Raw genomic sequence first — 12,878 nt, 5'->3', positions numbered from 1 at the left:
TTTATTCCCCCCTCTGCTTATATAATCTGTCAATCAGTAAGAACGAAACTAATGCCATGATCCCAAGAATGAATACAACTTGAAATGTTGAAGGAATTAGCCCTGTCATTTGCTCCAAGTCCATTTTTATTCCATGAGCCGCCATATCTCCTGCACTCCAAAAAGTAGTCAGTGGCGTGGGCAGAAGCCATAACATAGTTTTAGGCAGTGTGTCAAACAATGCCGTAGCACTCATGTTCAGAACACTATAAAAGACACACAGCAAAATGGAAAAAACATAGGTTTTACTGAAAAAGACAACAAGAACAATCAACGGGAGTGTTCCTGCCGTAATGAAAATTCCTGTTTCAACCGCTAAAAACAATTTATAGCCTATTCCATAAACTTCTAATGTTCCAAATCCGCAAAGAATTGTTACAATGGTAGAAGCCACACAAAAAACAATTCCAAAGAGAAACAGGACAATAATTTTTGCAAGTACCATTTGCGTGCTGGTTACGGGAATTGTACGCAGATTTTTGAATGTGTCGTTGTCGCGTTCCATAAAAAACAGGATAGCGGCAATCACACCGATAATGCAGGGCAGTAAAAACTGGATACCATATCCCAACACCATGTTAAATAGTCCGTCGAAAGCATCTGCCTGATCCGTATATCGCTCCATCATAGAGGGCGTTGTCATCAGATAAGTCAGCGGGATTGGAAACAGGAAAGCAGCCAGAATAATCAGCGGAATAAATTTCTTCCGTTTCAATTTCAAAAATTCGCATTTGATTAGTTTAAGCAATTCCTTCGCCTCCTGTCACACGCTTGAAGTAATCTTCAAGACTTTCTTCACAAGTATGCGCCTCCGATACCTCCAATCCGTTTTCTACAAAGGCAGTTACAATTTTCCCCACAGGCAGATCAAGGTTGTGCAAGCGCAGATTGTGGTCGTCCTGTATGGAAAAATGGTTTTCATGGAAAATGCGTTCCAAAATTCTTGCCGCCTGCGCAGTATCAGAGAGTGTAAACCGGATATGCTTACTGCTTTTTTGTTCCAGCTCAGCAAGGCTTTCTTCTTCCAGCAATGCGCCGTGGTCGATAATTCCAATATCGTCAGCCAGCAGGGAAATCTCCGAAAGAATGTGACTGGAAATCAAAATGGTTTTTCCTCTTGCATCGCAAAGCTCCCGAATAAAGGATCGTACTTCTGCAATACCGATGGGATCGAGACCGTTGATCGGCTCATCCAAAATCAAAAGTTCCGGATCGTGCATAACGGCAAGGGCGATGGCAAGCCGCTGCTTCATACCAAGAGAATACTGAGAAAAGAGCTTTTTATCTTTGTAGGGCAGTCCTACCAGATCAAGAGCGTCTTTGATGGCATGATTGTTGGGTACGCCCCGCAGGGTGGCAAAGATACGCAGGTTCTCTGTGCCAGTCAGATTGGGATAAAATCCGGGGGACTCTATCAGGCTGCCGATACGGGGCAGCAATTTCTTTTCATTCCCCTGCAAGGGCTTTCCCCAGATTTTGACCTCTCCGGAAGTCGGCTTCGTTAAGCCAAGCAGCATTTTCATGGTAGTGGTTTTTCCGGCTCCGTTTCTGCCCAGCAGACCGTAAATTCTCCCACGCTTCACATGGATATTTAAGTCAGCCACACTCTTTTGTGAGCCGTATTGCTTCGTCAGATTTTTTGTTTCAATGATTGTATTGATGTCCATATTCAAAACCTCCTGTTCTGTAAGGTATTCTATCATGCCAACCTTGCATTAACCTTGCCGCAACCTTGCATTAACCTTGCAATTTGAAATCCGGCAAAATGACAAAGGCTCCCGCCATAAAGACGGGAACCCGCTTAAATCTCCAAAGGAAAAAGCAACATAAATTCAGTCCCTTTTCCCGGTACGCTTTCAACTGTTATGCTTCCACCCATCTTTTCTACAAGCTGGCGGACAATAGAAAGACCAAGACCGCTGCCTTTCTCAGAGCGTCCTTTATCACACTTATAAAGCCGTTCAAATATGTGTTTCAAATCTTCTTTCTCAATTCCCACTCCATTGTCTGCCAGCAACAATTCCATGTTATTTTCCTTCTTTGACAGGACAATTTTGATTTTGTCCGCATGACTGTGAGCAATTACATTTTGAATGAGATTATTGATGATCCTCATATAGCTGTCCATATCCAATCTTACCCGGACAGGCTGTTCAGGAATATCAATGTCATAATCAACCTGTTTATCCTCAAAAATCGGTATCCAGTCGATCAGGATATTTCTTGTCAGTTCTGCGGCCTCAACGCTCTGGATCTCCAAAGCAAACTCGTTGGAATTTAACTTGAACCAGTCAAATAGCACATCAATATATTCTTTCAGATCATGGGCTTTCCGGCGGGCGGTTTCAATATAATCATCCCTGTCTTTTCCTGTGACCAGTCCTTTGTGTGCAGCGTCAAGATACCCAATCAGAGTTGTAAGGGGCGTCCGAACATCATGGGAAAGGCTCGTCATAAGCTGGCGGTTGGTTTCTTCTGTCTGCCGTACAGTTGAAAGTCTGCTTTCATAGGACACAACAATCTCATTGATTTCATAGGCAAGAGGCGCTGTCAGTTCATTTGTTGCAGACAAAATACGCCGGTTGCCATTTCCGTTTTTCACATCAACCAGTGAATCGGTCATTTCTGCGATTTGCTTTTTTACGCGCCGAATGAGAATGATGGAAGTCAGCACAGCCACAACAGCAATCATAATGGACAAGAAAACGATGATTTCCATACTGGCTACACCTCCTTGTTAAAGCGGTAGCCAATCCCTTTGACCGTTTGGATATACTTTGGGCTTGAAGGATTGACTTCTAATTTTTTACGAAGCCGGCTGATAATCGCCATAATGTTACTGTCATCATAGAAATATTCTTCGCCCCAAACTTCCTCATAAATCTGCTGTTTTGTCAAAATTTTTCCTTGATGCTTTGCACAGTACAGGAGCAAATCAAATTCCTTTGGTGGAAGTTCAAAAGTGCCATTTTCCGTCGTAACAGAACGATTTTCAAGGTCAATTTGCAATCCATCAAAATCCAGTTTTTGCACAGCTCCGGCTTGATGATTAAAGCGGGTGTAGCGGCGAATGAGGGACACAATACGGGCAATCAGTTCGTCCATATCAAACGGTTTTGTCAGATAATCGTCCGCCCCAGCCCGTAAGCCCCGCACTTTAGAAATGCTGTCATTTTTGGATGTAAACATCAAAATCGGCAGGCTGTTCTCTTTGCGGATTTCTTCCAGTGTTTCGAAGCCATCCATACCAGGCATCATCACATCCAGAACCACAAGCTGATACTCCTGCTCTTTTAATTTCTGCAAGCCCTCTTTTCCGGTATTACAAAAATCAGCTTCAATATGTTCCGATTGTACGCTGCGTTTAATCAAGGCACACAGTTCTCTGTCATCATCTATAATTAAAATTTTATTCATGGCGCAGCTCCTTCCCTTGTTTTGTCCGGCCATCAATCGGCTTCTCCGCAGTTTTAGGAATCAGCCAAACACCAGCCATTTTCACAGCGCCGGGGATACGCCCTCCGGCGCAATAATAATTTACCCTACGAGGTGTTACGCCCCATTTCTCGGCGGCCTCTTTCAATGTCATATAGTCCATTTCGCACCTCCACAGGATATATTATAGTTCTCTAGTTCGAATAATACAAGTTAGAGCCTACACGAATGCGAAATAAAATACTACTTAATGTAAAATTTCATTACATTCTCATAATCTAACACGAAATGTAAAATGATATAGAGTGATATGAGAATGAACCAAGATGAAAGAAGGTTTGACTTTCACGGCCTCGGGGCGGCACTCAAAAGAGCCAGAGAAGAAAAGGGCTGGACACAAGCCTATGTTGCGGAATTAGTAGACCGTGACTCCCGTACCATTATGAATATTGAGAACAAAGGTCAATATCCCAGCTTCGACCTTTTTGTTAAACTCATTACCATGTTTGATGTATCAGTTGACCAGTTTATTCATGCGGACGGAGGGGCAAGGTCAAGCTCTTGCAGAAAGCACATTGATGTGCTTCTAAATTCCATGAATGAAAAAGAACTTGTCGTGATAGAAGCCACAGCCGAGGGCATTAAGAAAGCCAGAGAAACGGAGGATGCGTAAGAAAGCGTGACCTCCGTTTTTTTGCGCCATGTAGCGGAAGCGCACGAAACGGCAAGCAATTCGGGTGTGGCCACACTCCGAAATTTTTGCTGGCCACAGGCCCGCAAAAATGCTTGTTGGGGAGCTCCCCAAACCCGCTGAACTTTGGGACAAATTGTCCCAAAGTCCCGGCGCTATGCGCCTGTTGTCTGCGGCCTGTCGCTATCGCTCCTGGGCCTTATTTTCCCGCCCGTCCGTCACGCCGAGCAGATGATCAATGTTCGCTTTGACCGCCACAGCCTGCCGCATATCCGCCTGGGCCTTGCGGTATTCCGCATAGAGGGCTTTTTTCTTTCCCGCCAATTCCTGGCGGGACTTTTTCATATCCGCCATCTTTGGCAGTTTTGCACCATCCAAAAGCTCATTCATAGTGGCCCGGGCCGCCCGGTAAGCGGCAAGCTCCGCCTCATGCTCCGACAGATATTTTTTACTGTACCGGGCCGCCTTGTAACCGTCAAATACAGGCCGGGTTTTTGCGTAGTCCACAGTAGCCGCCATGAGCCCGGAGGTCTTTTCCAGCTCCGCCTCCGTTTGCCGCAATTCCTCGGACAGCGTGTGAAAACGCTCTACTACCTTTTCTGTACTGGCCGCCAGCGCCTCATAGTCCATCAAATTATTTTCCCGCAGGTACTGGAGCGCAGCAGCCATCTGTTTCAGATTGTAAACTTTGGCCCACCGTTCATAGGCCGGGCCCTTGTCCTGTGCCATGCGCTCTTGAATGTCTATAATCAGATTAACACGCCGGGCAGGAGCCGGGGCCTCCTGCGGGAGCTCTGGGATCGGACGCTCCCCGGCAATCACAGCCCGGATGTCCTCGGGATCAAAACCATCCCCGAGGGTAGATGCCCGCAGGCGGGTGGGCTTATCCTGCCCGGGAGCAAGTAAGGAGATCACACCGCCACGGCCATGCTTTACTGCAAAGCCGGACTCCTCCATAAGCCTCAGAAACGCCGGAAAATCGGCGGGCTGTTTTTGCAGGGACTCCACGATGGCCAGCCGCACCCGCTGTTTTGCAGAGGGCGGCTTTTCCCCAATCCACTGGCCATAATGGAGATACCGGCCCTTGCTGTGCTGTTTTGGATTTTGGATCACAGAGAGGTCATGCTCAATGCACACTCGGTCAGAGAGCCGCCGCAGGGCAAAGCTGGAGCCGATAAAATTATGGAACTTCCGGGAGCGGTCAAAGGCCGTTGAATTAAAATAAATGTGATTGTGGAGGTGGCCCTTGTCTGTGTGGGTGCAGACAAAAAACTGATACTTTCCCTTCGTCCAGCGCATGGCTGTTTCATAGCCAATCTGGTTGGCCTCCTCCGCTGTCACTTCGCCGGGCGGGAACGCCTGCCGGATTTGAAAAAACAGGGCTCCACGCTCTACGACCCGGCCTGTTTCCGCCTGGTACTGGATCTTTACCAGCAGAAACTCAGCGGGAGCCGTGGCCGGATCGCAGAGGTATGAGGACAGGGCTCCCAGCTTTTTCGGATTAAGCCCATAGTCAAAGCGTTCCTCCATTGTCTGGACAGCGCCTTTCCCAGCCGCCACCTTGCAGGGCCGGATATAAGTTGTAGCCGTGAGCACACCTCCTTCCAAAAGAAAACGGCGGCTGTCCAGCCAGCCACCGAAAATAATGTTATAGAGATAGTTTTGAAAGAAATCCTTTTAAGATACCGTTCCACTCATCTAATCTTGAAACACATTTAAGTAATGAATTTTTATAAATTGCTTCGTCAATGCCTAAAACTTCAAACATTATCCTTCGGTATAACAAATTCATTTTAAGCATATAGAGAACAGACTCGTTACCGTTGAAAAACACCCCTTTTTGTTCACGCTTGATGTGCATTATTCTAACTCTACTATTAACCATTGCAAATAAAAAGCGTTCATAATCACTTGCCAATTCACTACCGAAAATATCCGCTCCATATTTTGTTATCAACGCATCTAAACAGTTTTTTAGTGATGCTCCACGAGGCCCTGGAGTAAGAGAAGAAAAAAATTTAGTATGCTCTTTAACCACTTCAATAAGAGGTTCAGCTAATTCAATTAAAAATGCACATTTAACATCTACCGTTATTTTGCTGTTGCTCAAGAAGTAAAGATATACTTGATGTACTAAATCCAGTTCAACAAGTAATTGTTCCCACTTGGAATACAATTCCGCCGTAAGAATGGTATCAAATTCCAACAGCTTATCGACTTTGTAATTGCAGAAATCAGCCGATGAAAAATAGGATAATCTGCCCTTGATTAAATTGTTTTGAAAAGAGGTCAACTGCTTTTCATTAGCTGTATCAGACTCAGACAGTTTTAGCTCTGATAAAGGAATAAATACTCCTTCTAATAGCATTAAGAGCCTTTCAATGCGTGTAAGGATTGCATATAAATCAAATGCTGATGTATCCCTATCTGATGTTATCGCAATCATTCTAAAACCACATTGTTCAATTTTTATATGAAATTTCTGCTCATCAGTTGTATCAAACTCAACAATATGAGGCCCACCAAGTAGCAATTTGTCTCCTTGAAAGATCGCTGTTAAAGATCTGCATTTTATAATCTGCTCCATTTTCTTTCCCCTTAAACTGGCTCAATATTAAGAAACCAAATGAACTTTTTTCAAAATATATCATGCTGAAGTTATTTAGTCCATACTACTTTGGGACAAATTGTCCCGAAGTAGTGAAAACCGGGGAGCGGCATACGCCACTCCCCGGCAGGATCAGAGCTCCACCAATGCGGAGAGCTTTTTCAGCAGATCGGACAGCGGCCCCACAGGGCGGCATAGTCCCGTTGCAGAGCGGCGATCTCCTCGGGGTAAATCCCGCCGTAGGTGTTGGCCTGGATCGCCACTTGATTGAGATTGTTTGAGCACCGCCGCTGGAGCGATACCAGCTCCCGGACGGGCGAGAGGTCAACATGGAGCACATAGCCATTGAGGGCCATTTTCCGCATATAGGCCCCCATATTGCGGATGCCCGCCTCGGCCATGCGCTGTTGAATAAGGGCCTGCTCCTCCTCGGACACCATCACATGGAGATGGATCGGGCGGCGGCGTTTCTTTGTCATCGCTCCTCCCGTTCCCGGCTCCGGCGCTTGTGGGGCGGTTCCTTAACCTTATCCAGCTCCTTTTCCTCCGGGGGTGGGGCCTGGTTATTGAGAACACCGTCCAGCATATTGTAATTGTGCTCGGTGGCGATCTCCGCACTTTTCATCGGGTTATATCTTTCTTCCATACAAATCCTCCTATCGGTCGCCCCGGTCGGGGGCCTTTTTCTTGTGAACAGGATCGCCTCGGCTGGCCTCAGCCAGAGCTCCGGCCTCTTTCATCTGCTGGACAATCGAGAGTGGCCTGTCATCGTTTTTTCGGGATAATTCAGAAATGACGAGGGCGGGCCGGAGCTCATAGTCAGACGCCTCCTTTTCGGTCAGCGGTCTTGTATAAGTCAGATGCCCCCATGCCAGAAATGCGCCGCCCTCCACTGGGATGCGGCGGTCATAGTTGACGATCTCATCTGGGGCATTGTGGGGCGGTTTTGGGAATGTCCCGATGTCCACAGGCCGCTGGGTAGAGTAATACTTGTAAAGGCCAGGGGCCTCGGTCTGCACGATCCCCACATGGTAAAGCCGCTGATAGTCCTTTATCCGGTCTGAAAAATCCTGTTCCATAGCGGCCAGCTCGTTGCCGTAATGTCCCCATTCATACTGCCGCTGGCCGTTCTTATCATCGTAACAGGCCCATGTGACATAGGGGGATGGAGCTGTGGGATGATGCCCCAGCGCAAAGCCCCTGCCATTTTCCAGCATCACAGCCTTCAAAATGGAATAGCCTTGATTTTTGTCCACAAATACACCTCCTTCATCGTGTCATATCCTTTTCCGTTTTCCGAGCAAAGGGCTGGATCTGGTAAGGGCTCTGCCCATCCTCCGGGCGTAAAAACTCCATCCGGCCCGCCGCATAGATGGCATTTTTCGTAAGCTGTCTCTGCCATGCCCCCTGGCTGGGAGCCCACTTGAAACCGTTGCTTTTCAGTTCCCGCCGCTGTTCCTCCGAGGGCTTTTCCTCAAAAAAGAGCTGCAAGCGGTTTTCTCCTTCGTTGATTTCCGCCCGCCCTCTGGGAAAGGCCCAGCCCGCATATTCCGACTGACTTTTCAAATCCTCAATGCGCTGGCGTGTGCGGCGGATGTTGGCGTTGGTGTTGGTAAGCAGATAGGACGGATAGGGTACGGGATTTTTGCGCCAGTCGGATGCCATAGAGGACTGGAGCTTTCCGATTTCCTCGGCGGACAGGACGGGACAGCCCTCCAGCGTTTTATGCTTGCGGTAGTAGGCATTGACGGTTTTCATTTCCTCCTGCATGGCCTCCAGCCCTGCCAGCTTTGACTCCAGCTTTTCCACAGCCCGGTCATCGTCTGCGCTGATCCCGCCCATACCCGTTGAGCGCACCTTATCCAGCAGACCCTCGATCTGCATATATTCGCCCATGTTCTTATCCCGGGCGGCGTTCTGCTTTTCCTTTTTCCGCACCGGGAAGTTGGAGCCCCCGGCGATGAGGATGGAGGGTACACGGGCGTCTATGAGATTGCTCTGGTTGATGTTCTCCGCCAGCTTGCGGGCATAGCGGTCTATGAGCCCGTCAATCTTTTCGTGGTACATGGGATCGACACGCCCTTTCTGCTGTTCCCCGAGGGCATAGGCACGATCCACCATTTCACGGTAAGCGGCGGTGGCGGAGCCGGGAACATAGTCGGAAAAGCTGTTGGCGTTTTTAGCACGCCGGGCGGCCTCCTCATTGATGGGGTAATATTTCGGCATAATTCCTCCTCTCAGAAAGCAGGAACTTCGGGACAAATTGTCCCAAAGTCCCGCTGTATGGATGTTGACAGCATCGGGGCAAACGGGGCCAGACCGTAGAATGATACGGCAGACCAACGAAACGGCCCCGGAAAGCCTTGCTATAAGCGGGTTTTGCAGGCCCTAATTGTCAACGGATGCACCCCGCTTTTTCCGCATATATTCCCGTTGCTGGCGGCGGTGGGCTTTCTTTGCACAGGCCGCCGAGCAGTACGCCTGCCACCTGTCCGGGGGAACAGGCCCGCCGCATACCGGGCATATCTTAAAATCCGGCCTTTGGCCCTCGCTCATAAGGGCCACTTCCAGCGCCGGATCAAGGGGCAGAACGGACTCCCGGAAATAGCGGCAGTATGATCCCGTCCAGCATTTACCCAGCATATAGCAATCGCTGTCCAGCGGCAGGCATCCGTATTCCCGGTCATAGTTGGCGCACCATGTTACCACAAGAGAGCGGATTGCTGTCTTTTCCTTGCGTGTCAGTTCACGGGACAATCCATCACCTCCCACCAGCCGGGGCCTTCAAAAGCTCCTTGTAGCAGGACACGCATCCGATGCCCCGCCAGAAAGAACAGCCGCAGCAGGCCGAGCCCTGAGGCGGCTTTCTCACCGCCGGGGTCTGGGGACGGGGTTTTTCTTTCATCATTCGTTCAAAGGGACTGCTGGTAAAATTCATCTGATTTCCTCCTTTTCTTCGGTTTCGTCCTCCTCGTCCCACGGGGGGCCGTCATCTTCAAACTCGTCATAGTCTGGGTACTCCCCGCCATCGTCCTCCTTGGGCTGGTCAGCCTGCTGGTGCTTCGGACGGTAAATCTTGAAATACCATGCGACCCCGCCGCCGATACCCATGACAGCCAGCACCAAAAGGATCATCCCGGCGTTGCCCGGCTTCTCGGGTTCCGGCTCAGGCTCCGGGGCAGGCTCGGGCTCAGGCTCTGCGCCTACGCATTTCCCCATATTGACAGAGCATACCGGGCAGTCGGTATTGACAGCCCCCGCCGCACATTTCTCCGGACAGGAGCAGACCGCCTGCTCCACGCCAGCGGCCTCGGCTGCGGCCAGCAGATCCCCCTCATCCACAACGCTGAAAAAGTAGGTTTCATACTGCTCGCCTTCCTCGTCCACAGGCTTGTCATAATCAATGACAATGTAAAAGGTATTGCCTTTGCTGGTCTGGACGGTAATAAACTGCTTGTTGGTGTGCTCGTCATAGAGCAGATCACGGGTTACAAGGTTTCCTTCCTCAGAAAAGCCCTCGCCCGGCGTGATGGTCGGCTCCGGCTCTGGGGCCGGGGTTTCCATTGTGGGATCGCCGTAGTCCTCGCCCTCGCCGCCGCCTGCGTAGGCATAGGCGGGAACGCTAAAGCCGCATAACAAAACAGCGGCACAAAGCGCCGCTGTCAAAACTCGAAACCGTTTCATATTCAGTTTTCCTCCTTTTCCTCATCCTCGGACTTCGGGACACTTTGTCCCAAAGCCCCGCCGCCTTTCAGCTTTTCAAACAGCAGGGGCAGCTCCGCAAGAGGGATGCTCATGCCACGCACGATGTCCACGATCTCACTGTTTTCCGCCTCCAGCTTTTTCTGCTCCAGCTCCTTGAGCCGGGCCTGCTGTTCGCTGATTTTGGCCTTGACCTTATCAATCTCGGCCTGGATTTTCATGCTTTTTGCCGTTGCCATAAATGACCTCCAATCATGGTAAACGCCCGTAGGCGTAAAAATGAGACTGCCAGTAGCTTGTATTTAAGTTTGCATATCCGATGGGATCGCCACAGTGGAGCATCCGCCCATCGCCTACATAAATCCCACAGTGGCTCACGCCCGGGGTATCATAGGTTCCCTTGAAAAACACAAGGTCGCCGGGCCTTGGGGAGCTGGTTGGGGTGCAGATGTTGTAAAGCCCCTGCGCCCCAAGGCGGCCCACATTCCAGCCGGAATGATTGATCACCCATGACACATAGCCGGAGCAGTCAAAGGATGTAGACGGGCTGGAGCCGCCCCACACATAGGGATAGCCGATGTATTTCTCTGCCTCCGAGAAAATAGCGGCGAATGTTTCATCGTCCAGATATTACCCCGGAACCTCATAGCCCTCCGGCGGGTTGGTAATGTATTTGTCCACATAGGGGGAGTCGGGAAACAGGTCGGGACGGTTACCGAGGGTGGACATATAGATGGAGTACCGGGACATCTGTTCCTCGCTCAACAGGGAAACAGGCAGGTGGGACAGGTTTTTGTTTTCCAGCGTCACATAGCAGATGTACCACGAATAGGGTTCATCGTCGCTGTCATAGCGTGTCTCCACCTCCACACGCTCCGTCAGAATATACTGGCGGTCAAAGAGCATTTGCAGGGAGCCCTCCACCTGTGAAAGCGTCCATTCCCCCTCATGGAGCGCCGACAGCAGGGAAATGAGCACATAGGGATCGTGTTCGATCTCGTCCAGATCGAAGTGGTACTCGTCATAATCGTGGGTGCTTTCGTAGGTATCAAGGTAGGTTTGCAGTTCTGCCTCCAGCCCGGCATAAGCCGCCTCCGCCCCTAAAATCGCCTCATCCTCAGAGGGGTAAGTGGTGGCTCCCAGCGCCCCGGCTCCGGCGTTGCCGATGGACACCAGCGAGGACGAACAGGACTGGAGCAGGACGATCACAAGGACACAGGCCAGTGCCAGCAGGCATCCGACTGGATGGCGCTTCACAAACCCGGCGGCCCGGGCTGTCAGCTTTTCCGTGGCGGCGGCTGTTTTCCCTGCGGCTTTTGCGCTCTGTTTTGCGGCCTCCTTCGCCCGCTTCTGGTATTGCCTTCTAAGCCGCTGTTTCTGCCAGTACCGGGTAAAATAGTTTTTGGAAAGCTCCGGGTGCTCCTGTGCGGCGGTGTGGAAATGATAATCCGCCGCCGCTTTCTGATACTTGGCCTCGGCCCGGCTAACTGCCCTGGCCGGATGTTCCCGGACTTTGCGTTTTACAAACCGGGAGCCATGCCGCAGGACAACCTCCCCGGCAAGCTCCGAGCGGTGGGCCCCTTCGGTTCCTACATTTTCCTGTTCCACCTCGTAGAGCTTGCCATGCACAAAGCCGTGAACGCCCCATCCAGCGGCCCCCGCCGCCTTACGGATCGGGCCTTTTTGTTTGGGCGGCTTCTGCTTTTCCAGCTTTTCCTGGGCGGCCTCCCGTTTTTCGCCCCGCTTTTCCATGCGGAGCTTGGATGCCGCCGCTTGTTCCTGCTGGCTTTTCTGCCGGAACTTCGTCGTCGCAAACTTCGCTTTAGCTTCTTTGGCGGCGTTGCCACCAAAATCCGCCCGCTCCGTTGCTCCTCCTCTCCCCACAAAGTCATCCGACTTTGCGGGGTTCCCCATCTTTGGGACACTTTGTCCCGAAGAGCCAGCCGCCCCGGGCTCCTGTTCAGAGCCAGCCCCAAAAGCAGAGCCGCCGGGCTCGGCAGCTCCGCCTCCGGGTTCGGTATGCGTTTGGGCCTCCGGGCGTGGTTTATTCGGTTTTCGCTTCATTCTTCATATCCTCCGGTCGGGTGGTTAAGAGGTCATAGATTTCCCCCTTCGGGAACCGATCCACAAACGGGATGGTCACATTCCCGTAAAACAGCAGGCCCTCGCCGGAATTAGAGTGGGTAATGTAGGAAAGCTGGTGCTCGGAAATACCGAGCTGTCTTGCCAAAATCGCCCGGTCACTCTGCGCCTGCGAGAGCAAAATCATAAAGTCGGTATTATCCAGAATGTTCTCGATCTCCCGGCTGGCCAGAAGGTCGTAGGGTAGGGTAAAGGCGCCTTGCCGCCGTTGGCGGTAGGTTTCCTACACCCTCCCTCGGAACCGGACTTACTCCTCTCGAA

The 12,878-nt window shown here is 50.6% G+C and carries 14 protein-coding genes and 3 pseudogenes; 1 reads left to right on the top strand and 16 read right to left on the bottom strand.

The window, feature by feature from the left end:
- Position 1: 1 nt before the first annotated feature.
- From OCV66_RS14455 to OCV66_RS14435, 5 genes are all read right to left on the bottom strand, one after another.
- Positions 2-787, bottom strand: a complete 786-nt coding sequence (locus tag OCV66_RS14455) for an ABC transporter permease (RefSeq protein WP_054328123.1) — start codon at positions 785-787, stop codon at positions 2-4.
- Positions 780-1,706: an ABC transporter ATP-binding protein gene (locus OCV66_RS14450; protein WP_147574568.1), complete on the bottom strand. Its 927-nt coding sequence runs from the start codon at positions 1,704-1,706 to the stop codon at positions 780-782. The genes OCV66_RS14455 and OCV66_RS14450 overlap by 8 nt, the downstream gene beginning before the upstream one ends.
- A gap of 134 nt (positions 1,707-1,840) precedes the next feature.
- Complete coding sequence (locus OCV66_RS14445; RefSeq protein ID WP_054328122.1) at positions 1,841-2,758, bottom strand: sensor histidine kinase; 918 nt, start codon at positions 2,756-2,758, stop codon at positions 1,841-1,843.
- Positions 2,759-2,763: 5 nt separating this feature from the next.
- Positions 2,764-3,456, bottom strand: a complete 693-nt coding sequence (locus OCV66_RS14440) for a response regulator transcription factor (protein WP_054328121.1) — start codon at positions 3,454-3,456, stop codon at positions 2,764-2,766.
- Positions 3,449-3,637, bottom strand: coding sequence for a helix-turn-helix domain-containing protein (locus tag OCV66_RS14435; protein WP_054328120.1), 189 nt, complete (start codon positions 3,635-3,637; stop codon positions 3,449-3,451). Before OCV66_RS14435 ends, OCV66_RS14440 begins: the two co-directional genes overlap by 8 nt.
- Before the next feature lie 147 nt (positions 3,638-3,784).
- On the opposite strand from OCV66_RS14435, the gene OCV66_RS14430 reads away from it, so the two are divergent.
- Complete coding sequence (locus tag OCV66_RS14430) at positions 3,785-4,147, top strand: helix-turn-helix transcriptional regulator (RefSeq protein WP_174887867.1); 363 nt, start codon at positions 3,785-3,787, stop codon at positions 4,145-4,147.
- Between the two features lie 201 nt (positions 4,148-4,348).
- Here OCV66_RS14430 and OCV66_RS14425 read toward each other — a convergent pair whose 3' ends face one another.
- From OCV66_RS14425 to OCV66_RS14375, 11 genes and pseudogenes are all read right to left on the bottom strand, one after another.
- Positions 4,349-5,695, bottom strand: a complete 1,347-nt coding sequence (locus OCV66_RS14425) for a relaxase/mobilization nuclease domain-containing protein (RefSeq protein WP_147574573.1) — start codon at positions 5,693-5,695, stop codon at positions 4,349-4,351.
- 118 nt (positions 5,696-5,813) lie between these two features.
- On the bottom strand, positions 5,814-6,752 hold the full coding sequence (locus OCV66_RS14420; protein WP_054328118.1) for a hypothetical protein: 939 nt from the start codon (positions 6,750-6,752) through the stop codon (positions 5,814-5,816).
- A 153-nt stretch (positions 6,753-6,905) separates the two neighbouring features.
- A pseudogene (locus tag OCV66_RS14415) lies at positions 6,906-7,252 on the bottom strand (plasmid mobilization protein).
- Complete coding sequence (locus OCV66_RS14410) at positions 7,249-7,419, bottom strand: DUF4316 domain-containing protein (protein WP_005933602.1); 171 nt, start codon at positions 7,417-7,419, stop codon at positions 7,249-7,251. The pseudogene OCV66_RS14415 and the gene OCV66_RS14410 overlap by 4 nt, the downstream one beginning before the upstream one ends.
- Before the next feature lie 10 nt (positions 7,420-7,429).
- Positions 7,430-8,029 carry a defense against restriction DarA-related protein gene (locus tag OCV66_RS14405; RefSeq protein WP_147574567.1) on the bottom strand — a complete coding sequence of 200 codons (600 nt, stop codon included), beginning with the start codon at positions 8,027-8,029 and terminating at the stop codon, positions 7,430-7,432.
- 13 nt (positions 8,030-8,042) lie between these two features.
- A complete protein-coding gene (locus tag OCV66_RS14400) occupies positions 8,043-8,999 on the bottom strand; it encodes a hypothetical protein (RefSeq protein ID WP_147574566.1) in 957 nt (318 codons plus the stop codon).
- 162 nt (positions 9,000-9,161) lie between these two features.
- The gene (locus tag OCV66_RS14395) at positions 9,162-9,545 is read right to left on the bottom strand and encodes a cysteine-rich VLP protein (protein WP_456236944.1); all 384 of its coding nucleotides are present in this window, start codon (positions 9,543-9,545) and stop codon (positions 9,162-9,164) included.
- Positions 9,546-9,707: 162 nt separating this feature from the next.
- The gene (locus tag OCV66_RS14390) at positions 9,708-10,457 is read right to left on the bottom strand and encodes a DUF4366 domain-containing protein (protein WP_054328115.1); all 750 of its coding nucleotides are present in this window, start codon (positions 10,455-10,457) and stop codon (positions 9,708-9,710) included.
- A gap of 2 nt (positions 10,458-10,459) precedes the next feature.
- Positions 10,460-10,714: a DUF4315 family protein gene (locus OCV66_RS14385; protein ID WP_054328114.1), complete on the bottom strand. Its 255-nt coding sequence runs from the start codon at positions 10,712-10,714 to the stop codon at positions 10,460-10,462.
- Between the two features lie 13 nt (positions 10,715-10,727).
- Positions 10,728-12,389 (bottom strand): annotated as a pseudogene (locus OCV66_RS14380) (C40 family peptidase).
- Positions 12,390-12,519: 130 nt separating this feature from the next.
- A pseudogene (locus tag OCV66_RS14375) lies at positions 12,520-12,795 on the bottom strand (VirB4-like conjugal transfer ATPase, CD1110 family); the annotation flags it as partial.
- Between the last annotated feature and the right edge of the window lie 83 nt (positions 12,796-12,878).

Origin of the sequence: Agathobaculum ammoniilyticum, assembly GCF_025567315.1 — a bacterium.
In the GTDB taxonomy this organism is placed as follows: Bacteria; Bacillota; Clostridia; order Oscillospirales; family Butyricicoccaceae; genus Agathobaculum; species Agathobaculum ammoniilyticum.
The sequence above is the reverse complement of the archived record's forward strand: the minus strand, read 5'-3'. Positions and strand labels throughout refer to the sequence as shown.